Source organism: Pectobacterium cacticida (genome assembly GCF_036885195.1).
Taxonomy (GTDB): domain Bacteria; phylum Pseudomonadota; class Gammaproteobacteria; order Enterobacterales; family Enterobacteriaceae; genus Pectobacterium; species Pectobacterium cacticida.
The window spans coordinates 655,499-679,085 of record NZ_CP133656.1; the positions used below are offsets into that span (position 1 = coordinate 655,499).

The following is a 23,587-nucleotide window of genomic DNA, read 5'->3' on the forward strand; positions in this document are numbered from 1 at the left end:
AAAAAACTTCTCGCAGTCCGAAAAGCAGATCCTTTGATCAGGATCTGCTCTTAAGGGGGTTATCGATCAGGCAGCTCCAGCCGTCTTATGTTTTTGAGCATAAATGTATGGCGCAACATATCCTTCTCGATTGGTATCTAGATAATCCGACCACCATTGCATCATCGCTTTACGGGCATCGAGATATTCAGCTTTATGGATGTAAGCCGCTCGAACGCTATTGCGTTCCTGATGACTCATTTGACGTTCAACGGCATCCTGCGACCATAGGCCAGACTCCATTAGCGCACTACAGGCCATAGCTCTGAATCCGTGGCCGCAGATTTCATCTTTTGTGTCATAACCCATCAAGCGCAGCGCCTTGTTGACCGTGTTTTCGCACATTGGTTTATACGGATTATGGTCACCGGGGAATATCAGCTCCTGATGCCCGGATATTTCCCGTATCTGTTTCAGAATAGCGATGGACTGATGGGAGAGGGGAACGATATGCGGCGTGCGCATTTTCGCCCCACGCCCAGAGTAGCGGACACCGGGGATGGCTTCGCGGGTGGCTGGAATGGTCCAGATTTTGTTTCTAAAATCGATCTCAGACCAACGGGCAAAGCGCAATTCGCTGGAACGGATGAACAGGTGCAGGGTGAGTGAGACTGCCAAACGGGTTAATTCTCTCCCTTGCTTGTAGTCCTCAATGCTAGTCAACAGCTCTGGCAGTCGTTCCAATGGAAGGGCAGGGTAGTGGCGTTTAACGGGAGGGGCGATTATCCCGTCCAGATTTGCCGCCGGGTTGTGCTCTATCAACTCCTGATGCACGGCATGACGCATGATGTTGCACATATGCTGTCGGGTTCGTGCCGCCACTTCCAGCAAACCTTTTTTCTCAATCCCTTTCAGCAGGTCGATGAAGTGGCGAGTTTTCAGTTCTGTGACTGGCAAGTGTCCAATTATCGGGAAGATATGGTTGTTCATGCTAGCAAGCAGACGGGTGGCATGGTTCTCTGACCATGAGCGGTTGCTTTTATGCCATTCCAATGCCACATGCTTGAAGGTTTTTTCTGGTGAGGAAGTGGTTCTTTCAGCAGAGCGCTGCTGTGCAGGGTTGATATTCTGCGCCAGCAATTTGCGGATACCATCACGCTGCTGACGAGCGTCGGCCAGAGATACATCAGGGTAGGCACCTAAGCTGAGGCGTGATTCTTTTCTATTGATGCGATATTTGAGATACCAGAGACGTGAACCGCCTGGATTAACTAAAAGGTACAGACCGTGAGAATCGGAAATTTTGAAGGGTTTTGCTGATGGTTTTAAGTTGCGGATTTTTGAGTCGTTAAGAGACATTTGGGGGTCACTCCGTCATCGAACCAACTTGACCCCAAATCTGACCACCAAATTCTCCCGATGCGGAGGGAAAACTGAAAATGCATCGGGAAAACTTTTCACGCTAACTTATTGAATCTAAATCATATAAGGATTCGCAAAGAGGCATGAAAACAAGAATTTGGCTCCTCTGACTGGACTCGAACCAGTGACATACGGATTAACAGTCCGCCGTTCTACCGACTGAACTACAGAGGAATTGCGTTAATTGCGGTGGATAATAGCGGGCACATTTATGGTTGTCAAAGGATGTTATGGTTTGTTGCGTTTAACTGCCGAACTAATAACCAACGCGTTGAGATTGCTGCCCAAGTTAATGCGTTAGCATCTTAGAAAGATGTCAATTCGCGTATGCCGTTGCACTCTTAAATAGCAGAACCTGCTTTCATATAGTGCAGTTAGTGCGGGTATACAGTAGGTTCCCTTTTTGAATGGAGTTAATCGATTAGCGCAATCATTGCTTTTCCTTATTTTACCTCTGGTTTATCAATAAGGTATCACTTTTTCTTAGGTGTGGATGTATAAGATGGCGCGATTTTTGCTACCTCTTTAGGGTAACTATTCAGGAGGCAGACATGAATTTTAGACGGCTCAAATATTTTGTAAAAATCGTTGACATCGGTAGCCTGACACAGGCTGCTGAGTTGTTGCATATTGCACAACCAGCGCTGAGCCAGCAGGTCGCAACGCTGGAAAGTGAACTAGAAAAACAACTGCTGGTGCGGAGTCGACGCGGTGTTACTCCAACCGAAGCGGGAAAAATCCTTTATTCTCATGCACAGACGATATTGTCACAGTGCGAGCAAGCAAAGAATGCGGTAAGTGGTACACGGCAATCAATCAGCGCGTGAAGGCAATCTCTGGAGCCAGCCATTTGACGATGGCTGGCGGCGTCTATGTTGGTGCGCATAAGGGCATGAGCATAAAGATTTAAAAATACGTGATCGTTAATCACAGTTGCTTCATTTTAGGAAAGTAGTCTGCGTCAGGTAGTCCTGATGTCTTTTAAAATGGGGGAAAAGAGCCTTAAATCAGTAGAAACCCGAAAAACAAATTCTGCTTCTGTGGGTAAATATCCAGTAGCGCGCATTACGAATTCAAATCTCCCCGAGGAACCCAACGCGCTTAATTACCTACGTATGCTAACCTTCATCATTTATTAACTCAACGCGGCGCTACGTACAAGTTGCTAGACGCAATATGTACGCAGTATCTACATGTATGTTGCTACCACCAACACAATGGGCTAGGTAGGCTAACCCAACAATAATGCTCTCTGTAAGGCTAGCCGCTGAAGGAAATATTACTCTAGGGCTGGCTTGTTGTTGATATGGGTTAACACACCACCACTGCTGAAAGTTAGCGTCAGCGTTTGCTGTTTTACCGATTCGTGGCCAGGCTGTTGTCGGAAAATGTAAAACCAGGTATCGCTGCCAAATGGATCCTGCATCATCGGCGTCCCAAGTGTATAAGCAACTTGTTGTTTGGTCATGCCGGTATGAATTTTTGCGACGTCGGCCGGTGCCAGATAGTTTCCTTGATTGATATCCGGCCTATAGACCGCCTTTTCCAATGTGGAACAACCAGCGGTTAATATAACAACCACCGCAGCGGCAACAGTCAGCGTTTTACAGCGCATAGTAATTACATTCCTTAAGGGCATAGATCATTGATGATAATAGACCTTGCAGGACTTGGAAACCTGCAAGGCGATTGTATGACCGCTAGAAGGTAAAAAAGTTGAGCTTTTTAACCAACGATGCCACTTCATAGTGTCTGTTAACGATAGATTTTAAGCCGCTAGCAGTTCTTTGGCATTCGCCAGTGTGTTTTTGGTCACCGCACTCCCTCCTAAGAGGCGTGCTAGTTCTTGCAGGCGTGCTCGCTTATCTAACAACTGCATTAGTGTCTCTGTTTCAGCGCCATCCGTTTGTTTACTCACGAAAAAGTGTTGGTGTCCATATCCAGCAACCTGAGGCAAGTGCGTCACGCACATCACCTGGGTGGACTCGCCGAGTTGACGCAGCATCTTTCCAACAGTAGCAGCGGTTGGCCCGCTAATACCCACATCAACTTCATCGAAAATCATCGCAGGAGTGTCCATTTTCTTCGCGGTTATTACCTGTATTATCAGTGCAATACGCGATAACTCCCCTCCTGATGCCACCTTTGCTAGAGTTTGGTGCGGTTGCCCAGGGTTAGTAGTCACACGGAACGTGATATTGTCAGCGCCAGTAGCTGTCAGGCACTCAGGCGTAAATTTAACATCAATAATGAAGTGTCCATGCGGCATCGCCAGTTCTCGCATATTGACGGTGATAAGCTGTGCCAGTTCATTGGCGTGGCGCTGGCGGCATTGATGTAATTGTTCTGCCAGATGCAAAGCCTGCTGATGATATTCGCCAACGGAAGCACTGAGTGTAGCGTGATCGTTTTCCTGCTGCTCAAGTTGTCGCTGTTCATCCAGCAACTGTTGATGGAATGCCGGGAGCGATTCTGGGGCTACATGGTGTTTGCGTGCGAGTGTAATCTGGCGTGACAAACGCTGCTCTAATTCATACAGTCGAATCGGGTCGAGCTCCGTTTGTTCGCAGTAGTGACGTAGCTCATCGCTAGCTTCACTCAGTTGGATGCTCGCTTCTTCGAGCATTGATAGCACACCGGACAGTTTGCCATCCAGGCTGACGAGTTCGCCAAGCTGATGTTTTATACTGTACAGCATGCTAATGATGTTCTGTTCTTCATCTTCGCTCAGTCGTTGCATGGCCTGTTGGCTCATCGTCAGTAGCTGACCACTGTTCGCCAATCGTTTGTATTCGGCATCAATTCGTTCGTATTCACCAGTCTGTGGAGCAAATTCATTCAACTCTTTTAGTTGATATTGCAACAGTTCCCGGCGAGCCTCTCGTTCGATTGTCGCTTGTTGCAACTGCGACAGCGCGCGGCAACTTTGGTGCCATTGGTGCCAGGCTTGTTGCATTGCGGCTAGGAGTGCCGGTTCATCAGCAAAGGCATCTAAAAGGTGTTTTTGGTGGTCCGGGCGCAGTAGTAATTGATGAGCATGCTGCCCATGTACCTGAATCAGATATTGACCAAGCTCACGCAATTGAGATAACGGCACGGCAGTACCGTTAATAAAGCCGCGTGAGCGACCATCGGCACCAATGACGCGGCGCAACAGACACTCGTTGCTATCATCCAACTGGTTTTTTTCCAGCCACTGAAGGGCCATAGGGGTATCCGACAGTATAAAGCGGGCACAAATATCGGCTCGGGCAACTCCCGGCCTAACCATGCTGGCATCAGAACGATTTCCCAGGCATAAGCCAAGTGCATCTATTGCAATCGATTTCCCCGCACCGGTTTCACCAGTGATGACACTCATTCCTGATTGAAAATCAATTTCTAATTCGCGCACGATGGCGAAGTTACTAATAGTGAGTTGCGCCAGCATGGTAGTTTCCTGTATGTAAAAACAAGGTGTGTTTACATACAGTATAAACTGGTTTTATATACAGTAAAGTGCTGGAGGTAGATTTTAGAATAATTTTTTTGACCAACCAAGCTTTGAACTTAATGTGTTGAAATAACTATAATTTTTTGGGTGTATTAGGCTCAGGTGGTGCTTGCTACGGCGAATGAGGACTTCTTCACCCTCCTGTACCGGTAGTGCAATCTGACTGTCGCAACTAATTTCTAAATCGTTCGTTATGCAGGAAAACTTCAGTCGAATCGCGCTGCTGCTGCTGATGACCAGCGGACGAGCAGACAGCGTATGCGGGAACATAGGCACCAGAGCAATGGCTTCCAGAGAAGGTGTCAGTATTGGGCCGCCAGCGGAAAGCGAATAGGCGGTTGAGCCCGTAGGGGTGGCGATAATCAGGCCATCGGAACGTTGTGAGAAAGCGAATTTGTCATCAATATAAACTTCAAATTCAATCATGTGCGCCACCTTCCCAGGGTGGAGCACGACCTCATTAATCGCGGTACTGATGCTGTCAGGCTGATTCACGCGGCAAACGTGCGCTTCCAGCATGAAGCGTTGTTCACACAAATAATGGCCAGCAAGAACGTCGGAAAGTTGCTGCTGCGCCTGATCGGGATCGAGATCGGTGAGAAAGCCTAGATTACCACGATTCACTCCGATCACTTTGATATCGTAGCGTGACAGCACGCGCGCCGCGCCTAACATATTGCCATCACCGCCGACGACAACCGCCAGATCTGCTTGTTGGCCAATATCGGCAAGGCTACCGGTCAATGCATCTTGCAGATTCAATTCGCGGGCGATTTGTTGTTCGATCACAACCGAGTACCCTTTATCCATCAGCCAGCGATAGAGCATCTCATGCGTTGCCAATGCTGTCGGATGACGTGGATGACCGACAATACCAATACAAGTAAACGGTTTGTTCATTGTTGTTTTTATCCTCAGCGAGATATATCGGAAGTTGCTAAACCAATATGTGGCAAGTTCCCTTGAATCCCCGATTTTGATCCCCATAATAAGCAACTAGCGAGATTAATGCTAAACCGCGGAGAATTTCATGAGTAGTAAAGAACAGAAAACACCTGACGAGCAAGTGCCGGATCAAAAAGATGCCGTTGAAGGTCAGCAAGCAGAAGCCACGCCTGAGACACCAGAGACGCCAGAGGTTACCGATCCGCGAGATGCGCGCATTGCCGAACTGGAAGCGCAACTGAACGAATTGCAGCAACGCGAACGTGATAATATTCTTCGCCTCCGGGCCGAGGCGGATAACATTCGCCGTCGTGCGGAAATGGATGTTGAAAAAGCGCATAAGTTTGCGGTGGAGAAATTTGCCAGTGAAATGCTGCCAGTTATCGATAACCTGGAACGTGCGCTGGAAACGGCGGATAAAACCGACGAATCGCTGGCGGCGATGATCGAAGGCGTTGAGCTGACGTTGAAATCATTATTAGATGCAGTACGCAAATTTGGGATTGAAGTCGTCAGCGACGTTAATGTGCCGTTTAATCCGGAAGTACATCAGGCAATGACGATGTTACCTTCGGCTGAGCATGAGCCAAACCACGTTATGATGGTCATGCAAAAAGGTTATACATTAAATGGTCGCTTGCTACGTCCGGCGATGGTTGCCGTATCGAAAGCACAAGACTGATATTCTCTCTTACGCGTCTTTATGCTAAACCCTGTGCTTCCTGCATGGGGTTTTTGTTTTTATTTTGTTAAAATTCGATTGATTAAACAGATGTCGCACAGATGCTTAATAACTCATCATCTTTAACTATTGCAAAAATCGATGTTGTCGTTATAAATGCGCTTGATAAGCATTCTCATTTTTGTGAGAGTAACCCTTAGCGTAATATAACGACAGTATTAGAAGGGTCATGCTATGCCGGGTAGCCGTGCTATTGAATCAACAAGCCGTACATCAAGGAAGATAAAGTTGTCTTTGATGGGGCCAGCGTTTATCGCGGCGATTGGTTATATCGATCCAGGCAATTTCGCCACTAATATTCAATCTGGTGCCACCTATGGGTATACCTTGCTGTGGGTCGTTGTTTGGGCGAACCTGATGGCGATGCTAATCCAATTATTGTCCGCTAAGCTGGGGATCGCAACGGGAAAAAACCTGGCGGAACATATCCGCGATCGCTTCCCGCGACCAGCTGTTTGGGCATATTGGATTCAGGCTGAGATTATCGCGATGGCGACCGATTTGGCGGAATTCATCGGTGCGGCGATTGGTTTTAAGTTGCTTTTGGGGGTGACCTTACTGGAAGGTGCGATCCTTACCGCCATTGCAACCTTTCTGATTTTAATGTTGCAACAGCGCGGCCAGAAGCCCCTGGAGAGAGTCATCGGCGGCTTGTTATTGTTTGTGGCGGCGGCATATATTGTCGAATTGGTGTTTTCACAGCCTGAGTTAGCCGCGCTGGCCAAAGGCATGGCAATTCCAGCCTTACCCTCCTCCGATGCCGTGCTATTGGCTGCTGGCGTGTTAGGTGCGACGATTATGCCGCATGTGATTTACCTCCACTCTTCTCTTACTCAGCATGAAGGCGGCCACAGCCGTGCAGAACGTTATTCTGCAACGAAGGCCGATGTTGCGATTGCGATGACTATCGCCGGATTTGTTAATCTAGCCATGATGGCAACGGCGGCAGCGGCGTTTCATTTCAGTGGTAATCAGGATATCGCCGATCTGGATAAAGCGTACCTCACGTTAGAGCCACTTTTAGGTAAAACCGCCGCGGTCGTTTTTGGATTGAGTTTGGTGGTGGCAGGTCTGTCTTCCACCGTGGTTGGTACACTTGCGGGTCAGGTGGTGATGCAAGGGTTTGTGCATTTTCATATTCCGCTCTGGGTACGTCGTACCGTGACGATGCTACCGTCGTTTATTGTTATTATGTCCGGAATGGATCCGACGAGAGTGCTGATATTGAGTCAGGTAGTCTTGAGTTTTGGGATTGCGTTGGCTCTGATTCCGTTACTTTCTTTCACGGGGAATCGTGAGCTGATGGGCGGAATGGTCAACGGCCGCTGGGTGCAGCGTTGCGGGAAATTAATTGTCATACTGGTCGTTTCCCTGAATATGTACCTGCTAATTGATACGCTACTTGGAATACATGCCTGATGCCGTAGGCATGTATTCGGCCACTCGGAAACCTATCGCGCAATTCCCTATTGCGCGGCTTTTCTTAAGGTTGTTACTGGCACGCCGCCAATTCCCCAGTTGTCAGTTTCAACTTCATCAATAACGACTACGGTCGTTTTCGGGTTCTTGTTTAGCACATCGACGAGAAGCTGGGTGACGCCTTCAATCAACTGACGTTTTTGTTCAGCGGTAGCGCCCTCATTAGTGATCCTGATGTTGACATATGGCATGTGTTCTATTCTCCGATGATGAGATAGTGGCTCGCGGCAGAGCAGCAAAGTCCTATCATGATAAAAGCGTGGTGAATCCACGTAGATTAGTTTGACCGTTGAATATCAATTCAGCGTTGATATTAATGGGGTGGTTGATGATATGGAAAGGATGTTTTAGCCGATGGTTGGAAAGAATCGTTCGTCTATAGACCTAAGCCCGACGCGATAAAGATGGTAGCGTCGGGCTTCTATGGCAATGGTTAGTCGATCGTTTTGCTGAATGCATCGACGGCGACAATCGCGTGTGCGACGTCTTCCGCGGTTAATCTGTTGTCCAGATTCTTCAGTGTATCGGCGTCGCTGCACGCCAAAGCACCGACTTTGACCAGATTTTCAAACGATTCGTTTTCAAGGTGCAGGTCTTTTAGCCGGGTCGGCATGTTGATAGCTCGGTAAAAACGGATATAGCGTGCGATTTCTTCATCGGGACGCTGTTCCAATACCATATGTGTTAACGTGCCATAGGCCACTTTTTCTCCATGCGTAAGATGATGGATATCACCCTTAATGGCGGTAAAACCATTGTGGATAGCATGGGCACCTGCTAATCCGCCATTTTCAAACCCTAAGCCTGAAAGCAGAGTGTTCGCTTCAACAACGGATTCGACTGCTGGCGTGACGGCGCCTTTTTCCACGGCTTTATAGGCGCTATAGCCATAGGTCAGCAGTGTTTTCTCGCACGTTTCTGCAATCGCCATACCTGCCAGGGTTGGCTTACCGCCCAACATCGAGAGAGAATGAGAGCGCAGCACGGCCTGAGCTTCAACATAGGTAGCCAGTCCATCGGCAATGCCTGAAGCAAATAGGCGAGCGGGAGCCTGAGCGCATATTGCAGTATCGACCAGAACCAGATCGGGGTTTTTGTCATAAAAACGGTAGGAATCAAACACACCGTCATCGGTATAGATGACGGAGAGCGCGCTACACGGAGCATCTGTCGATGCAACTGTGGGGACGATAGCGACATTCTGTTTTAACTCATCGGCCACAGCTTTTGCTGTATCCAATGTTTTCCCCCCTCCTAGCCCAACGACGATATCCGCGCCTGCATCACGAGCCAACCCGGCAAGACGGGTTATTTCATTACTCGATGCCTCTCCGTTAAAGCGCTCATAATGATGATCAATGCCTGCCTGTTTGAGTGAGTCATAGACACGTTGGCCGATAATATCCCATACGATGTTGTCTGCCATCAAAAATGCTTTGGCGCCTAGGGGCTTAAGTTGTTCGCCCAGTTCATCCAATACGCCGCTACCCTGAACATATTTTCTAGGTGAAGAGAAAATGAAATGGTTCATGTTATCTACCTCATGATGTTGTTATAAAAGTGATGCGGTATGGCATTGTTATAGCATAGCCGACAAACTGTTAATAGACGAAAAGAGCGGTATAAGCGGTAAAGCTAGATTATAATAATCATGTAGTTAGGCGATCTTCTCCTATCGTCTACCTTTGGTATTCGCTTCTCAGACCTTCTTCTAATCAATGACGGGGGCCATTAGTCCATCTACTGATGTCATCGACGTGTGTCGCCACTTGAAGAGGTTTAGAACCTATCCCATTAGCGCTATTTTACTTGCCATTTCGGCCCTGGGCAGTGCTCGAAATCCTCACGTACTTCGTGTACGCTCCGGTTTCTGCGCGCTGTCCGTGACCAAACTGACCGCGACAATTACGCCTACTGAGATAGGTTTTGCGTTGTCGGTTTTATCCGTTCACCGCAGGGTTATTTCTGTTAAAAAAATGGTATTTAAATCATAAAGCGTAAAATGCTTACTTTTTCCCGCGGATTGAATATGGCTAATGTTAATTCTGTATAGGTATACAGGACAGATATCTTAATACCCTCGGTAATCGTATTCGGTGAATTAATTGATTTTTGAATAATTACCCAGTTAATATCTTACGATGATAAAATAGGATGCTTAATTTTGTGGGTGAAGTTAATAAATAAAAATTACTATTAATAGTAGTTGATTTTCATCAGATGCTTTTTATAGACTTATCGTCTTCATTTTTTTAATCTGTTCCTATATGCTTTTATGGTATAAAACTATTCTATAGTGTCGTTTCAAGGAGAAATACGTGAAAAGGAATCATTATTCAAGAATAAGCATTCTATTATTAGTCTTCTTTATGGGGATTATGTCAGTTAATCTAGCTAAGGCGGCACCGCCCTTTGCATATGGCGCGGATATTGGTTGGGTTAAGCAATTAGAAGATCGCGGTGTGCGCTGGCTTGATGATGCAGGATCGCAGCGCGATGTCTTGCAAATATTACGCGATCACGGCATCAATGCGGTACGGCTACGTGTTTTTGTTAATCCGGCGGCCAATGCCCTATGGAATAGCTATAAAACGACCTGGACAATGCTCGGTTATTCAGATAAAAACCGCGTGGTGGAAGCCGCCTTGCGTGCTAAAGCAATGGGAATGCGTGTTATGGTCGATTTCCATTATAGCGATGTTTTTGCTGACCCTGCGCGTCAGCAAAAGCCGGCTGCATGGGCGAATTACAATCTTCGCCAATTAACCTCCGCGGTTTATAATCACACTCACGAGGTGATGACGACGTTAGTATCCGCGGGCGTGACGCCAGAATGGGTACAAGTCGGTAACGAGATGAATTCGGGTATTTTATTGCCAGAAGGTAGCATAAATCGGTTCGCTGATTTAACTCAGTTACTTAATTCAGGCTATGATGCGGTTAAAGCGGTCAGCCCTTCCACAAAGGTCATCAGCCATTTAGCACACGGAAATAATAATTCTAACGCGCGCTGGTTTTTTGACAATTTCCTCACTAAACATGGCGGTAAAACTGATGTTATTGGTTTTTCATTCTATCCCCATTGGGAAGGGAAAAATTATTGGGAGATAACTGGCGATCTGGCTAACAATCTTAATGATATGGCGCGCCGCTATGGCAAAGAAGTAATGGTGGTAGAGATTGGCGGTCTTGAAAGTAAGCCAGAGGATAGTTACTGGACAGTCAAAAATACGATTGATTTAGTAAAAGCGGTTCCAGGTAATAAAGGTATAGGCGTTTTTTACTGGGAGCCAGCCGCGAATGCGAATGTGCTGACGGATGGCTATGCATTAGGTGCGACAAAGCTCGTTTCAGCTAATACATTGCAATTTACCCGAACAGTAGACGCTTTTGCTGAATCACAAATCCATTTCATTGATGGTGCGCAGTACAAAATCGTCAATCGCCATAGTGGTAAGTCGCTTAATATTGCAAGCGGTTCGCTTGAGGATGGCGCTACTTTAGAACAATATGGCGATAATAACTGGAGTAGCCAACGATTCTATTTCAGTCCAATTGGTAACGGTTATTTCAATATTGTGAATGTTAATAGCGGAAAGTATATCGATATTGATTCAAGCGCCAGTGAAAATGGAGCAAAAATTATTCAAATGTACAACACCGGCCATTTCAGCCAACAGTGGCTGATTTTAGATGCTGGAGATGGATATTATAAAATCCTGAATAGAAATAGTGGCAAGTTGTTAGAAATTAAGAGTCGCTCAGTGGAGGATGGTGCGTCAGGCGTACAGCAAACGGATAATGGAAAAGCGAACCAGTTATGGAAAATAACCACTAATTGATATTGTCAGGCCGCGTAATTCTCTTACGTGGCCGTCCTGTTTAACTGGATACCTGGATAGACGTAAAACCTCATCCCCCCACACTTCTCTTGGTGGACTTTCTGTATTTCGAGCCGCCAGGCTTGACTTCATTTCGGTGAGCACCATTCCAAAAAAAACTGATCGCCAGCTTGCCTCTTCCGCAGTGAGATGACGTTCAACTCAGCGATCGTCTGCCAAGCCGAGTGAGCCAGCGTTTTTCAACATTATGCTGTTTCCTAACATGGGGCATAGGCGCGTCGATGGAGAAGGGGAATGGTTTTCCGCGTGTGTCTTTAGATATTCATCAGCCCGATCTTCAGATCCACTAAATCTAAAGATAAGAAAAAATTAATCAGTGACATAACCTGTATTTTTTCTGAAATTAGCTGACTATTCTGGTTTAGAATCAGTTAGCAAGGCCGTAGTCAGCGAGTTGGGATAGACTAACGTTTCATATTTCGACGGCATTCACCTGCCAGCGTAGGCAAACCCTGATGGTTAAACGAACAGTGTCCGCGAATAAATCGATCGATATGTATGCCGTCCATGTTTTCGTAACGATGGCAGAAGTTGGAAGCATGACGGCCGCCGCGGCGCGGTTAGGCCTGACGCCCTCTGCGATTTCGCAAACGATCCGCTTATTGGAAGAAGATTTCGGCGTCAAATTAGTGAATCGGGCTCGCCGCCCCTTTGTTCTGACGCCTTATGGCATTGCGTTAAAAAATCGGGGAGAAATCCTGACGGAGGAAATCGCGAATCTGAAGGCGCAAGTGCTGGAAGCGGGAAAGGGCATTAAGCCTGACCTGCGTATCGGGTTGGTTGATTCATTTGCGATAACCTGTGGCTCCGTGTTTACCAAACGCCTGATGAAAAGTTCATCGCAATTACTCATTCGTACCGGTCTCAGCCCGCAGCAAGGTGAGGCGTTAATGCGACGTGAACTGGATTTGATCGTAACCAGCGATCCGTTAATTGATAGCGACAGTGTGGTGCGCTATCAGTTATTTTCCGAAGGTTACTTCATCATCACACCTCCTGATTACCGCAAACGTATCAATACGGTTGAGGACATCCGAGAACTCTCTGCCGCATTACCGCTGGTGCGCTTTAATCGGAACTCGCAGATTGGAATGCAAATTGAACGCTATCTGCGGCGCATTGATATCCGTGTACCCAATATGCTCGAATTTGATAACGCAGATACCTTAACGTCAATGGTCGCGGCAGGCATCGGTTGGGCGGTAACAACCCCGATCAGCTTCCTGCAATCCATTGCTCATTCTCGCGAAGTGCTGACGCATATGCCGGATCAGCTCAATATCAAACGCTCGCTGTATATTGTCGGGCATCGTGATGAATACAGCGCGTTTTTCGAAGAAGCGTGCGATGTTACGCATGAAATTATTAAAACCGTATTTATTCCAAAATTAAAAACGCTAAGCCGCGGAATAGAAAAACTGGTTGAGATCGGCAATAACGATACTGAATAACGGCAAGACAGCATTTTTAATGACTAATGGGGGGCTGAAAAGACAGGTATGGCAATTTAACGATACAAATTCAGCCCCATTTTGACGAGAAGTTTTTTAGTCCTGACGTTATCAGAATTATGGCAGTTTTTTGTAATTTTAAAATGAAGAAATAAGAAGCAATAAATTTAAAAATCGTAATGTTAATGTTGAAAGTAATGCTATGTGCATAAAAAAGGAAAAATAACCATGTCAACCGATATCCGTATTGAAGAAGATCTACTCGGTACCCGTGAAGTTCCCGCCGATGCCTATTACGGTATCCATACACTGCGTGCGATTGAAAATTTTTATATCAGCCATAGCACCATTAGCGATATACCCGCATTTGTCCGTGCGATGGTGATGGTAAAAAAAGCAGCGGCGTTAGCCAATAAAGAACTGCAAACTATCCCGCGTAACATTGCAGATATTATTATACGCGCCTGCGATGAGGTGCTGAATAATGGTAAATGTCTGGACCAATTCCCTGTCGATGTTTATCAGGGGGGGGCAGGGACATCGGTCAACATGAACACTAACGAGGTACTGGCGAATATCGGTCTGGAATTAATGGGGCACCAGAAAGGGGAATATCAATATTTGAACCCAAACGACCACCTCAATAAATGCCAGTCGACCAATGATGCTTACCCGACGGGCTTTCGCATCGCGGTGTATTCATCCATTTTAAAATTAGTCGAAGCGATTACCCAGTTGAGCGAGGGTTTTGAGCGCAAAGCAAAAGAGTTCGAAAATATCCTGAAAATGGGGCGGACTCAGTTGCAGGATGCCGTGCCAATGACGCTCGGTCAGGAGTTCCACGCCTTCAACGTGCTGCTGAAAGAAGAAAACCGTAATTTGTTGCGTACCGCCGAGCTGTTGCTGGAAGTGAATCTTGGCGCAACCGCTATCGGTACGCGCCTGAATACGCCGGATGAGTATCAAAAGTTAGCCGTTCAGCATTTGGCGAAAATTAGTGGGCTGCCATGCGTGCCGGCGGAAGATTTGATCGAAGCAACATCCGACTGTGGCGCTTATGTCATGATGCATAGCGCACTGAAACGCCTGGCGGTAAAACTGTCGAAAATCTGTAATGACCTGCGTTTGCTCTCTTCCGGCCCGCGCACCGGCCTGAATGAAATCAACCTGCCGGAATTGCAAGCTGGATCGTCCATCATGCCCGCTAAGGTAAATCCCGTCGTACCCGAAGTCGTGAATCAGGTGTGCTTTAAAGTCATCGGTAACGATACCTGTGTCACCATGGCGGCGGAAGCGGGTCAGTTACAGTTGAATGTGATGGAGCCGGTTATTGGGCAGGCAATGTTCGAATCCATCCAGATTCTCACCAGTGCCTGTTATAACTTGCTGGAAAAATGCGTCAACGGTATCACTGCTAATAAAGAGGTGTGTGAGGCTTATGTCTTCAACTCTATTGGTATTGTGACCTATCTGAACCCGTTCATCGGTCATCACAATGGCGACATTGTGGGGAAAATCTGTGCTGAGACAGGCAAGAGCGTGCGCGAAGTGGTGCTTGAGCGTGGCCTGCTGACCGAAGAACAACTAGACGACATTTTCTCCATCCAGAACCTGATGCGTCCAGCCTACAAAGGAAAACGCTATATCGATGAGAATGAAGCCCTTTAATTTTTGTCTATTGGTGCATAAGCCCAGAGGATAACTCCGGGCTTTTTCTGGATTAGTCGTTGTGGGACGACCAGTTGACCGGTTTTAACTGCATGCCATGGTTGCCACGATAGTCTGGCGAAACGGGAGGCGCCCAGTTGGCGAGTAGCTCAGCCTGCGGTTGATAAATTTCCACCCCGAGCGGGCGACAAACTTTCAGCGTATCTTCCGCCTCATCTCCCCACATAGGTAGTGACAAATCACCACCCGGACAGGTCGAAAGTGCGCATAACAGATCGATTTCAGCAAAAAACTCTAAATAATCGCCCTTTTTCGCCGGACAGGCTTTCATAAAGTACTGATCATCATCATTCAGACCGGTGCACTGAAACACATTCATCACGTCGTGGACATCAAATTCTGTTAGTCCCCACGGCTGTATGGCGCGCACCAGATTGGAATGGCAATGGAAATCGAAATCTTCGCCAGTTAGCAACTTATTCACATAAGGATCGCAACGAGTGCCCATCAGGTCGTGTACCCGACCACCATCGCTATCAATACCATAATCCGCCAGTGAATCGGCGGTGATGGTCGCTATCGGGCGAATAAATGGCAGAGTAGACCACAGGCGATCATAGGTAGATAAGTGCGCCCGTTGTAGTTGGCGAGTACGGGATACCCACATTCTTTCGCGCGGATCGCGGCGGTTCCAGATATTCAAATCCCCGACCTGTGGCCCTTCTGGGGTAGTAATCCGAAATAGATGCCCGGCAGGAACCTCCCAGGCGAAACCAGTACGAATAGGGATCAAATGGGAAGCGATCAGTTCGCGAGGGCCTTCGGCAAGCGCTTTGTAAAAGGGGCGATCAACGTCTAACGCCGAGCCAGACGTGCTCTGGTAAGCGGCGGGATAATTCGACATCAGTAAGATTCTCCATGAGTCATAGGATGAGTAAAGTTGGTCATCAACTGGCGTTCTGAGCAATCGAGATAGTCGGTTAATGCCCGGCAGGCTGCTGCGGTTTGTTGCTGATTGAGTAACGCCAGAATTTCGCGATCGCGGGCAATCCACGGTAGTTGAAAATCGCGCTCTCCGGCGCCGCTGCAAAATAGCAGACGTAACTGCGCCAGTAGCACGCTGAAAAAATCGTTAAAGCGCGCACAGCCCAACATTTGTACGATACTCTGATGAAAGCGCAGGCTGTGGGTGCCGACGCTCCGCCATTCCGACGCCGCCGCTGATTGTGCGGCGTTGTCCAGATGTGTTTTCATACGCGCCAGGTGAAAATCGCTGACCGGGGTACTAACCGTCAATGCCAGGACTTCCAGATGGCGACGCGCTTTGAAGATGTCCCTGACATCGCGTTTATCAAGCTGGCGGACAAATACCCCTCGGTTCTGGTGATAATTCACCAGCCCTTCGCCATGCAGAAAACGTAACGCCTCGCGCAGCGTATTTCGTGAGCTATCGCATAATGCCGCCAGTTCAATCTCGCCTAACGCTTGTCCTGCCACCAGATTACCGTTGATGATATTTTCACGTAGCAGGATAGAAATGCGCTCAAAGGCAGGTAACCCGCTTAGATCAATATGTTCTGGTATTTCAATCAGTAAGGGACATGAATCCCCGATGTTTCCTTTCATATGCGTCCCTCAGACCACGGCCATATCGTTAATAAAGCGGGAAATCCGATGATCGCGCATCTGGCGAATCTCAGCCGGTGGCGCATCAATTTCGATACGCCCCTGTTCCATAAACACCACGCGATCGGAAATGGAGAACGCAAACTTCATTTCGTGCGTCACAATCAACATGGTGATCCCTTCCTGCGCCAGCTTTTCAATGACCAGGAGTACTTCGCTGACACGCTCTGGGTCGAGTGCCGAGGTCGGCTCATCAAACAGAACCACTGCGGGTTTCATCACCAGTGTACGGGCAATAGCCACCCTCTGTTGTTGTCCGCCGGATAATTGATGGGGATATTTAGCGGCATGTTCCAACATGCCAACCTTATCGAGCATGGCCAGACTGCGTTGATACAACGCCTCATGGCTGTCGAGATTGTGCAACTGCGGGGCCAGCATCAGATTTTCCAGCACCGTCTTATGGGGAAACAGATTAAAACTCTGAAAAACCATACCAAGTTTAGTAATCTGAGCGCGGTAGGGTAGGGCATCTTCTCGTTGCCCGGCGTGAATGAACGCGCGTCCTAAGAGTTCAACGCTGCCACGATCCATTTTCTCCAGCCCATTGATCAGGCGAATGAGCGTCGTCTTCCCTGAACCTGATGGGCCAATAATCGAGATCACTTCGCCCGGTAGTACGCTAAGATGAATATCTTGCAATACAGGCTTGCCATTAAAAGATTTACTGATCCCCGTTAATTGTAAAATCGGTTTCGCCGAAGCACTGCGACGCTTGCGTGTAACAACGGGGGCGATGGGCAAAAGAGCGCGCGCTTGCGCAGCATCAAACGGAGCGGGTTTACGATTTTGAACATCCCAATGGCGTTCCAGCCAGCCGAACAGACGCTCAAACATTGTGACGATCAACACATAGTAGAAAGCCACCGCCAGCATGGTTTCCATCACCTTAAAATTGTCAGTATAGAGACGCTCGCCCACCCTCAGAATTTCAGACAGCGAGATCACTGATACCAGCGAGGTCATCTTCACGATAGTGATAAATTCATTCACTAACGTAGGCAGAGAGATCCGCAGAGCCTGTGGGATAATGATACTTAAACGAATTTGGGTTGTGTTGAGCCCTAGTGCACGGCCCGCTTCGAACTGTCCACGCTGCACTGACAGCAATCCGCCACGGTGGATCTCCGCTATATAGGCCGTTTCACTAATAATGAGCGCTAGCAGACCCGCAGCAAAAGGACTAGACAACACATCGCTCGTCGCCGGAAAAATTTGTGGCAGGTTAAAAATAAAGATCAACAGCACCAGTAGCGGTAGACTTCGGAAAAGCCAGATGTAGCAGGCCGCTGCGTTACGCAACAGTACGTTATGCGACTGTTTAGCCAGCGCCACACCTAAGCCCAGAACAACGCCTCCCAGCCAGGTCAGCACGCTTAACTGGACCACCAGCCAACTGGCTCGCCAGAAATCGGCGTAATGAAACAAACTTATTAGGTAAGGCCAGTCAAAATGCATGCATCCTCCAGAGGTGGGAAGGGTTAAAGAGTGCCAGCCAGCGCTTTCTCAGCTTCATTGGCATCTGGCATTTGCAGGTTATATTTCTGCAACAACGCGCGATAACTGCCATCACTAACTTTTTGTGCGAATGACGCTTTCAGTTCATTCAACAACTGCGGATTGTCTTTATTGACGGCCAGCCCTACCACGACGGGATAGATCATCTCATCAGAGGAAATTTTCAGGCGTTGAGCGGTTTTTTCTAATGTCGCCTTGGCGACTGCGGCATCTTCATACTGCACATCGACCGCTGCTGATAACAGCGCCTGTGTCGCTTCAGGTGACGTTGGGAATTCGCGAACTGAGATAGCCCCTAAACCTTTCGGTTGACAGTAGTGAGTGGAAACTGCATTCAGACGTGCTATCCAGGCTCCACCTTTAATAGAGGAAACGCGTTTGCCACACAAATCTTCGGGCTTTTTCGGTTGGAAGGCCGAGTTAGCTGCAACCAGCAACGTCCCACCGGTTTTCATATAAGGCAGAAAATCTACTTGTTGTGCGCGTTCTGGTGTGACATAGAGCGTTGAGGCGATAACATCGAATTTATTGCTTTTTAACCCTAGGATTAAGTTAGCAAAACGCGTGTCCTTAACGACAGGTTTAAGTTTCAACGGCGCAGAAATGAGATTAATAAACTCGGTATCGAAACCTGCCGGCTTGTCTTCCTTTAAGAAGTTATAAGGAGGATACGATAGGTCTGAGCCAATGATCAGGCTACCCGGTTTTAGCGTAGCCGCCTGTGTCACGTTGAAAAATGCAGGGGCGATAAGAAAGGCAATACGTAATAACATTTTCATCAGAGAGCCTCGACAATTATTTGTTCAACAATGAATAAGCATTTAATGTGCCAACTTTTAAGTTGGTGAAATAGATGCGTAAATCAGGGAGGAGGTGCACTAAAAGCCCGTTCATTGAACAAAAATGGGGCATGTCGGGGAAGGTGTTGCACCAGAAAGGGGTATTTGGGCGACTGATAGTGAAGAGGATGCGCTACAGCGCTGAGTATAAAACCGCCATACGGCAGTTAGGCTATAGATCTTCTGCTATACATTACCGTATAATCGTCGCCCGTTCGGCCCCTTAGCTCAGTGGTTAGAGCAGGCGACTCATAATCGCTTGGTCGCTGGTTCAAGTCCAGCAGGGGCCACCAAATTTTAGCTTTAAAATCATATGATTAAGCCACCTTTCACAAGGTGGCTTTTTTGTTATATTCAGTTCGTGTCGCAAAAGTGTCTCAACAGATTTAGACCATATCGAAAATACACAACTATTGGTTAACCTGAAGCAGGTTACTCAGGCATGGAAATATTACTAATCTTATTTTTCAGTTTGAGATTTTCACCAGAACCCCAGCAGTGGCGCAGGCTGGCGTACCCATTTGTAGAAAAATAAAACTGAAAAATAGCTATGATCCGAAAACCGAAGGCGGGTGCGGTGTAACGCCGATTTTGTCAATGTGACCGTTCATTTTGTGCGTGCGTTTGCCACGCCTGCGCGATGTGGTGGAACTATCGGGTTGGATCGCATGACATAGCACGTATTGATGGGGGGAGCGCGGCGTTGCGCATTTTGGATGTTTTAGTGTGAGACAGTTAGTACGGTTGTCTATCGGCGTGAAAAAGCCCGCGCATGGCGGGCTTGGCTTTCCCTGGTGTCATCATTATTGTTTTAAATCCAATCACATAATGACATTGGGTGTGTTTATTTTATAAACGTTTATACAGATCGATTATGCGTTATTGATCGGTAGCGTCGATCGATGGTCTAGTGATTCTGAATATTTTACGTAATTCAATGATATTTATGTTTTTAGTATGAATTCAGACTTTGTTGGTATACCTAAACGTATACCAATGCAGAAAAGTGATAGGTTTTTTTGCTAATGATTTCACCCTGTGAATCCCACCCCTTCTGTTACCTCAATCTATGATGATGCTTTGATAAGTACATGCGAATATCACTTTTTAGTGGTGTTGGTGTGTACTTAATCCTGATGGATGCTTATCAAACTAGTTCAAATAAGGCTAATTCTTTTAACAGGGTATTTGTGGTAGGAAGATAGAGCGAATTAGGCTTACGTTGAAAGGCAATAAACCCATATTTCAGATAAAAATTCTTCGCAACCTCATCTTTCGCATCGACATGTAAAGCCCATATTCCTGTTGTCGAGCGCGAAACATTGAGGATCGCATCAACAAGTAATGAACCGCCTATGCCTTTTCCCGCAAATTCAGAATCGACGGCAAGGCGACCAAGTAATGCAGCGGGTACCGAAGGATAACGCGGAAGTTTCTTGGTAATTGTCCCGGGTAGGCCGCTGATGTCGATTGCACTGGAAGACAACGTATAAAAGCCTGCTACGTTATTGTTTTCATCAACGGCAACATAACGTTTAGTAAAGCGTTCCCGGCTGTACTGCCCGGCGTACTTTTGCAGGTAAGTATTTAACTCAGGAACGCCGCAATTAAAATCTTTCTTGTTATGGTTTTTGGCAAGTAGCGTGTAGGTCAATAAGCTCATTTTATCTTCCCAACGCTTCACGCCTTTGCATTGCGCCTAATAATGCAGTGGAAACCGGTGATTCGGATAGCAGTGAGTCAGCAAATTGCTTTTGGTCTTCAATTGCCAGTTTCAGGATTGCGGTTTCCTCTACGGCTCTTTTAGCGGCTTCCTGCGTTGCTGTGATAATAAAATCCGTCATTGTGCGCCCCTGCAACTCGGCGGCATGTTTGATCAATGCGTGGAGTTCCGGAGGGATGCGCGCTTCCAGTCTTGCGGTTGTAGGCATAGTTACCTCACGTTCATAATTCCGGCAGATTGCCGTACAAGAAGTATATAAGGTACATATCAAAAGATAGTCTGAGTATTCGCATTGGGGATGAGTGTGCTTATCTCAAAATAAAAAGATTTTGCACAAAACCGTTCGCTTTCTTCACTATGGTTTTTTATTTTTATTAATCAATATATTAAATGGTGGTGAGTTGGTGAGTTGGTGAGTTGGTGAGTTGGTGAGTTGGTGAGTTGGTGAACAGGTGATGAGTGACTCGTCACCCTACAGTGAGATTTAAGATGTGTGTAGCTATTTGCGATACAATCGGCTATGAGTTTGTATAGCTAATAGCTACACAATAGGTAATTATGAGAACCGAAGCAAAAGAAGCACCGATCAACATTCGGGCTAAATCGTCACAACGGGAACTGATAGACGTTGCCGCAAAATTGCTTTCAAAGTCACGCACTGATTTTATCCTTGAGGCTGCTTGTCGTGAGGCGGAAGAGGTGCTATTGGATCAACGCCTGTTTCTGGTTGATGACTCACAATTTGATGCGTTTGTTAACGCACTGGAAAAACCCGTCGCCACGAATGAGCGGTTACGGGCGTTATTAAACAGGAAATCACCGTGGGAATAACGGCACCAGAATTATTATTACCTTAGCAAGCCGTGGTCGATTTCCGAAGTTCAGAGCCGTCATTGGACGAATGGCTAAAGCGTAAAGCATCCAAGAAGCAGACCATGGGGGCATCACGCACTTTTGTCGTGTGTGAATCCGGTGGGAATCAGGTTATTGGCTTTTACGCGCTGGCAACGGGCAGTATACAACGTCAATCTGTATCGGGGGCGTTGCGGCGTAATATGCCTGATCCGCTGCCTGTATTAGTTTTGGGGCGTCTGGCAGTTGATGAACGTTATCATCGCCGGGGGATTGGCGCGGGGCTGTTGAAAGATGCGGTCTTGCGTTCCCGGCTGGTTGCTGAACAGGTGGGAACAAAAGCATTATTGGTTCATGCGCTCTCTGAGGAGGCAAAGGCTTTTTATCTGCACTGGGGCTTTACCCCTTCGGAAATCCAGCCAATCACATTGCTTTTACCGCTCTGGTAATCTATGCATCCAATGTAAAAACCGGCCAGAGCCGGTTTGTCGTTTCTGGTATCTACCTCGCTATCTCACATTTGAGCAGCCAGTCGGCGTCGGATTCGTCTTTCAGTTCAAGGTTAGTCTGTATGCCCTGATTGACTCTGCCTTTGAGGTACGTCTGCCCATGTTCCGACATCATATTTGGCAGCACCTTACCAAAAGCCGTCAGGCTTATAGGGCTGACTTCTGTATGTGTCAGAGGACGGGCAATTCTTGGCATGCCGGGGCATCCGTGTTTTAGGCCTACGTTTTTAGGCATATATGATACCGTAGGCCTAAACGTATACCAATAATCTCTGGATTCAGGCGAATATCGTCGGACAATGGCGGACACAAAAAAGCCCGCAGGGCTTACGCCATGCGGGCTTTTCGTACTTCATCGGATTTATCTGGTAATACCCGATGTCTAAATTGGTGGAGCTGGGGGGATTTGAACCCCCGTCCGGAACCACTCTACCGTCGGTACTACATGCTTAGTCTATCTTTACATTCGCTTGCCAGCTGCGAATAGACACGCCACTAACAAACTAGCCTGATTAGATTTAATGCTTCAACCCCAGGCAAGGCATCCACACGATCTCTTTTGGGTTTGACCTCTCTTGATCCCCGTCCTAAGAGCGGAGGCTAGGGAGAGAGGGCTCAAAGCAGGTTATTAAGCTGCTAAAGCGTAGTTTTCGTCGTTTGCGACTATTTTTTTGCGGCTTTTTACGAGGCCAACCGCCCCTCGGCATGCACCTTGGGCTTTGCAAATCCCGTCGAATCCAGAATCAGCCCCCAAGAAACTGTCGCCAGTATACCAGAACTTTCCATTGTTAAGCCAGTGGCTTAACGATTGGCGTTCTTCATGATACGGGCTTTGTCTAACTTCCATTCACGTTCTTTAATGTCATCACGCTTGTCGTGATCTTTTTTACCTTTCGCTACGCCGATTTTAACTTTGCTCCAGGCATTTTTCCAATACATGGATAGTGCGACGACCGTGTAGCCATCACGACTGACACGACCAAATAGCGACTCTAGCTCGCGTTTGTTGAGCAGGAGTTTACGCGTACGTGTGGGATCGCACACCACGTGCGATGAAGCTACATTTAGTGGCGTAATGGTCGCGCCAAACAGGTAAGCCTCGCCGTTCATAAAGGTGACATAGCTGTCACTGAGGTTCGCCTTACCTGCGCGCAGTGATTTAACTTCCCATCCTTGCAGCGCAAGACCAGCCTCGAACTCTTCCTCAATGAAATATTCGTGACGGGCGCGCTTGTTCTGCGCAATGGTGGCGGAACCGGGTTTGTATGCTTTTTTCTTTGTCATAGTGCCGCCATTATACTGGATGTCATTGGGAATGAAATCCCCGCCGTGCTTTCGCGTCGTGGTTAATGCGATCGTGCGATAAGCTTCGCAGAATT

Annotated in this window: 20 protein-coding genes, 2 tRNA genes, 1 other RNA gene and 1 pseudogene; 9 read left to right on the plus strand and 15 right to left on the minus strand. The window is 47.4% G+C overall.

Annotated elements, in window-relative coordinates:
* Window positions 1-66 precede the first annotated feature (66 nt).
* Window positions 67-1,338 carry a tyrosine-type recombinase/integrase gene (locus RFN81_RS03075; protein WP_264497731.1) on the minus strand — a complete coding sequence of 424 codons (1,272 nt, stop codon included), beginning with the start codon at window positions 1,336-1,338 and terminating at the stop codon, window positions 67-69.
* 161 nt (window positions 1,339-1,499) lie between these two features.
* Window positions 1,500-1,575 (minus strand) — tRNA-Asn (locus RFN81_RS03080).
* A gap of 377 nt (window positions 1,576-1,952) precedes the next feature.
* Between RFN81_RS03080 and RFN81_RS03085 the strand changes: the two are divergent.
* Window positions 1,953-2,222 (plus strand): annotated as a pseudogene (locus RFN81_RS03085) (LysR family transcriptional regulator); the annotation flags it as partial.
* Between the two features lie 458 nt (window positions 2,223-2,680).
* On the opposite strand, the gene bamE reads toward RFN81_RS03085, so the two are convergent.
* From bamE to nadK, 3 genes are all read right to left on the minus strand, one after another.
* Window positions 2,681-3,016, minus strand: coding sequence for an outer membrane protein assembly factor BamE (gene bamE, locus RFN81_RS03090; RefSeq protein WP_264497732.1), 336 nt, complete (start codon window positions 3,014-3,016; stop codon window positions 2,681-2,683).
* Between the two features lie 153 nt (window positions 3,017-3,169).
* Complete coding sequence (recN, locus tag RFN81_RS03095; protein WP_264497733.1) at window positions 3,170-4,831, minus strand: DNA repair protein RecN; 1,662 nt, start codon at window positions 4,829-4,831, stop codon at window positions 3,170-3,172.
* An 84-nt stretch (window positions 4,832-4,915) separates the two neighbouring features.
* Window positions 4,916-5,794 (minus strand): NAD(+) kinase, encoded by an 879-nt coding sequence (gene nadK / locus RFN81_RS03100; RefSeq protein WP_264497734.1) that lies wholly within the window; start codon window positions 5,792-5,794, stop codon window positions 4,916-4,918.
* Window positions 5,795-5,924: 130 nt separating this feature from the next.
* Between nadK and grpE the strand changes: the two genes are divergently transcribed.
* Window positions 5,925-6,521 carry a nucleotide exchange factor GrpE gene (gene grpE / locus RFN81_RS03105; protein ID WP_264497735.1) on the plus strand — a complete coding sequence of 199 codons (597 nt, stop codon included), beginning with the start codon at window positions 5,925-5,927 and terminating at the stop codon, window positions 6,519-6,521.
* Window positions 6,522-6,755: 234 nt separating this feature from the next.
* Window positions 6,756-8,000 (plus strand): Nramp family divalent metal transporter, encoded by a 1,245-nt coding sequence (locus RFN81_RS03110; protein ID WP_264497736.1) that lies wholly within the window; start codon window positions 6,756-6,758, stop codon window positions 7,998-8,000.
* A 47-nt stretch (window positions 8,001-8,047) separates the two neighbouring features.
* Here the strand turns inward: RFN81_RS03110 and RFN81_RS03115 are convergent, their stop codons facing one another.
* Window positions 8,048-8,296, minus strand: coding sequence for a 2-hydroxymuconate tautomerase family protein (locus tag RFN81_RS03115; RefSeq protein ID WP_378929286.1), 249 nt, complete (start codon window positions 8,294-8,296; stop codon window positions 8,048-8,050).
* Between the two features lie 197 nt (window positions 8,297-8,493).
* Window positions 8,494-9,591 carry a glycerol dehydrogenase gene (locus RFN81_RS03120; protein WP_264497738.1) on the minus strand — a complete coding sequence of 366 codons (1,098 nt, stop codon included), beginning with the start codon at window positions 9,589-9,591 and terminating at the stop codon, window positions 8,494-8,496.
* A gap of 787 nt (window positions 9,592-10,378) precedes the next feature.
* Between RFN81_RS03120 and RFN81_RS03125 the strand changes: the two genes are divergently transcribed.
* The 3 genes from RFN81_RS03125 (at window position 10,379) to aspA (ending at window position 15,081) form a co-directional block, all read left to right on the plus strand.
* Window positions 10,379-11,902, plus strand: a complete 1,524-nt coding sequence (locus tag RFN81_RS03125; RefSeq protein WP_264497739.1) for a glycosyl hydrolase 53 family protein — start codon at window positions 10,379-10,381, stop codon at window positions 11,900-11,902.
* Window positions 11,903-12,417: 515 nt separating this feature from the next.
* Window positions 12,418-13,413, plus strand: a complete 996-nt coding sequence (locus RFN81_RS03130) for a LysR family transcriptional regulator (protein WP_264497740.1) — start codon at window positions 12,418-12,420, stop codon at window positions 13,411-13,413.
* A 228-nt stretch (window positions 13,414-13,641) separates the two neighbouring features.
* Entirely contained in the window at window positions 13,642-15,081 is a 1,440-nt protein-coding gene (aspA, locus tag RFN81_RS03135; protein ID WP_264497741.1) for an aspartate ammonia-lyase, read from the plus strand.
* Between the two features lie 52 nt (window positions 15,082-15,133).
* Here aspA and RFN81_RS03140 read toward each other — a convergent pair whose 3' ends face one another.
* From RFN81_RS03140 to RFN81_RS03155, 4 genes are read right to left on the minus strand one after another with little or no spacing between them, the layout of a single operon-like run.
* Window positions 15,134-15,985, minus strand: coding sequence for an urea carboxylase-associated family protein (locus RFN81_RS03140; protein WP_264497742.1), 852 nt, complete (start codon window positions 15,983-15,985; stop codon window positions 15,134-15,136).
* A complete protein-coding gene (locus tag RFN81_RS03145; RefSeq protein WP_264497743.1) occupies window positions 15,985-16,707 on the minus strand; it encodes a GntR family transcriptional regulator in 723 nt (240 codons plus the stop codon). The genes RFN81_RS03140 and RFN81_RS03145 overlap by 1 nt, the downstream gene beginning before the upstream one ends.
* A 9-nt stretch (window positions 16,708-16,716) precedes the next feature.
* A complete protein-coding gene (locus tag RFN81_RS03150) occupies window positions 16,717-18,225 on the minus strand; it encodes an amino acid ABC transporter permease/ATP-binding protein (protein WP_264497744.1) in 1,509 nt (502 codons plus the stop codon).
* A gap of 23 nt (window positions 18,226-18,248) precedes the next feature.
* A complete protein-coding gene (locus RFN81_RS03155; RefSeq protein WP_264497745.1) occupies window positions 18,249-19,064 on the minus strand; it encodes a transporter substrate-binding domain-containing protein in 816 nt (271 codons plus the stop codon).
* 277 nt (window positions 19,065-19,341) lie between these two features.
* Here RFN81_RS03155 and RFN81_RS03160 point away from each other — a divergent pair.
* Window positions 19,342-19,417: transfer RNA gene (locus RFN81_RS03160), tRNA-Ile, on the plus strand.
* A gap of 854 nt (window positions 19,418-20,271) precedes the next feature.
* Here RFN81_RS03160 and RFN81_RS03165 read toward each other — a convergent pair.
* Window positions 20,272-20,787: a GNAT family N-acetyltransferase gene (locus RFN81_RS03165; protein WP_264497746.1), complete on the minus strand. Its 516-nt coding sequence runs from the start codon at window positions 20,785-20,787 to the stop codon at window positions 20,272-20,274.
* A 1-nt stretch (window position 20,788) separates the two neighbouring features.
* On the minus strand, window positions 20,789-21,055 hold the full coding sequence (locus RFN81_RS03170) for a DUF1778 domain-containing protein (protein WP_264497747.1): 267 nt from the start codon (window positions 21,053-21,055) through the stop codon (window positions 20,789-20,791).
* Between the two features lie 350 nt (window positions 21,056-21,405).
* Here RFN81_RS03170 and RFN81_RS03175 point away from each other — a divergent pair, with 350 nt between their 5' ends.
* Entirely contained in the window at window positions 21,406-21,678 is a 273-nt protein-coding gene (locus tag RFN81_RS03175) for a DUF1778 domain-containing protein (RefSeq protein WP_264497748.1), read from the plus strand.
* Between the two features lie 32 nt (window positions 21,679-21,710).
* Window positions 21,711-22,148: a GNAT family N-acetyltransferase gene (locus RFN81_RS03180; protein ID WP_264497749.1), complete on the plus strand. Its 438-nt coding sequence runs from the start codon at window positions 21,711-21,713 to the stop codon at window positions 22,146-22,148.
* Between the two features lie 448 nt (window positions 22,149-22,596).
* Here the strand turns inward: RFN81_RS03180 and ssrA are convergent.
* Together ssrA and smpB are read right to left on the minus strand one after the other, a co-directional pair.
* Window positions 22,597-22,959, minus strand: a transfer-messenger RNA (tmRNA) gene (gene ssrA / locus RFN81_RS03185).
* A 50-nt stretch (window positions 22,960-23,009) separates the two neighbouring features.
* Window positions 23,010-23,492, minus strand: coding sequence for an SsrA-binding protein SmpB (gene smpB, locus RFN81_RS03190; protein ID WP_264497750.1), 483 nt, complete (start codon window positions 23,490-23,492; stop codon window positions 23,010-23,012).
* Between the last annotated feature and the right edge of the window lie 95 nt (window positions 23,493-23,587).

Excerpts from the sequence above, each read along its gene's own strand:
- recN (WP_264497733.1), bottom strand. The coding sequence starts at position 4,831 with ATGCTGGCGCAACTCACTATTAGTAACTTCGCCATCGTGCGCGAATTA.
- RFN81_RS03155 (WP_264497745.1), bottom strand. The coding sequence starts at position 19,064 with ATGAAAATGTTATTACGTATTGCCTTTCTTATCGCCCCTGCATTTTTC.
- RFN81_RS03140 (WP_264497742.1), bottom strand. The coding sequence starts at position 15,985 with ATGTCGAATTATCCCGCCGCTTACCAGAGCACGTCTGGCTCGGCGTTA.
- RFN81_RS03165 (WP_264497746.1), bottom strand. The coding sequence starts at position 20,787 with ATGAGCTTATTGACCTACACGCTACTTGCCAAAAACCATAACAAGAAA.
- RFN81_RS03130 (WP_264497740.1), top strand. The coding sequence starts at position 12,418 with ATGGTTAAACGAACAGTGTCCGCGAATAAATCGATCGATATGTATGCC.
- bamE (WP_264497732.1), bottom strand. The coding sequence starts at position 3,016 with ATGCGCTGTAAAACGCTGACTGTTGCCGCTGCGGTGGTTGTTATATTA.
- RFN81_RS03150 (WP_264497744.1), bottom strand. The coding sequence starts at position 18,225 with ATGCATTTTGACTGGCCTTACCTAATAAGTTTGTTTCATTACGCCGAT.
- grpE (WP_264497735.1), top strand. The coding sequence starts at position 5,925 with ATGAGTAGTAAAGAACAGAAAACACCTGACGAGCAAGTGCCGGATCAA.
- RFN81_RS03120 (WP_264497738.1), bottom strand. The coding sequence starts at position 9,591 with ATGAACCATTTCATTTTCTCTTCACCTAGAAAATATGTTCAGGGTAGC.
- smpB (WP_264497750.1), bottom strand. The coding sequence starts at position 23,492 with ATGACAAAGAAAAAAGCATACAAACCCGGTTCCGCCACCATTGCGCAG.
- nadK (WP_264497734.1), bottom strand. The coding sequence starts at position 5,794 with ATGAACAAACCGTTTACTTGTATTGGTATTGTCGGTCATCCACGTCAT.
- RFN81_RS03110 (WP_264497736.1), top strand. The coding sequence starts at position 6,756 with ATGCCGGGTAGCCGTGCTATTGAATCAACAAGCCGTACATCAAGGAAG.
- RFN81_RS03075 (WP_264497731.1), bottom strand. The coding sequence starts at position 1,338 with ATGTCTCTTAACGACTCAAAAATCCGCAACTTAAAACCATCAGCAAAA.
- RFN81_RS03145 (WP_264497743.1), bottom strand. The coding sequence starts at position 16,707 with ATGAAAGGAAACATCGGGGATTCATGTCCCTTACTGATTGAAATACCA.
- RFN81_RS03170 (WP_264497747.1), bottom strand. The coding sequence starts at position 21,055 with ATGCCTACAACCGCAAGACTGGAAGCGCGCATCCCTCCGGAACTCCAC.
- RFN81_RS03175 (WP_264497748.1), top strand. The coding sequence starts at position 21,406 with ATGAGAACCGAAGCAAAAGAAGCACCGATCAACATTCGGGCTAAATCG.
- aspA (WP_264497741.1), top strand. The coding sequence starts at position 13,642 with ATGTCAACCGATATCCGTATTGAAGAAGATCTACTCGGTACCCGTGAA.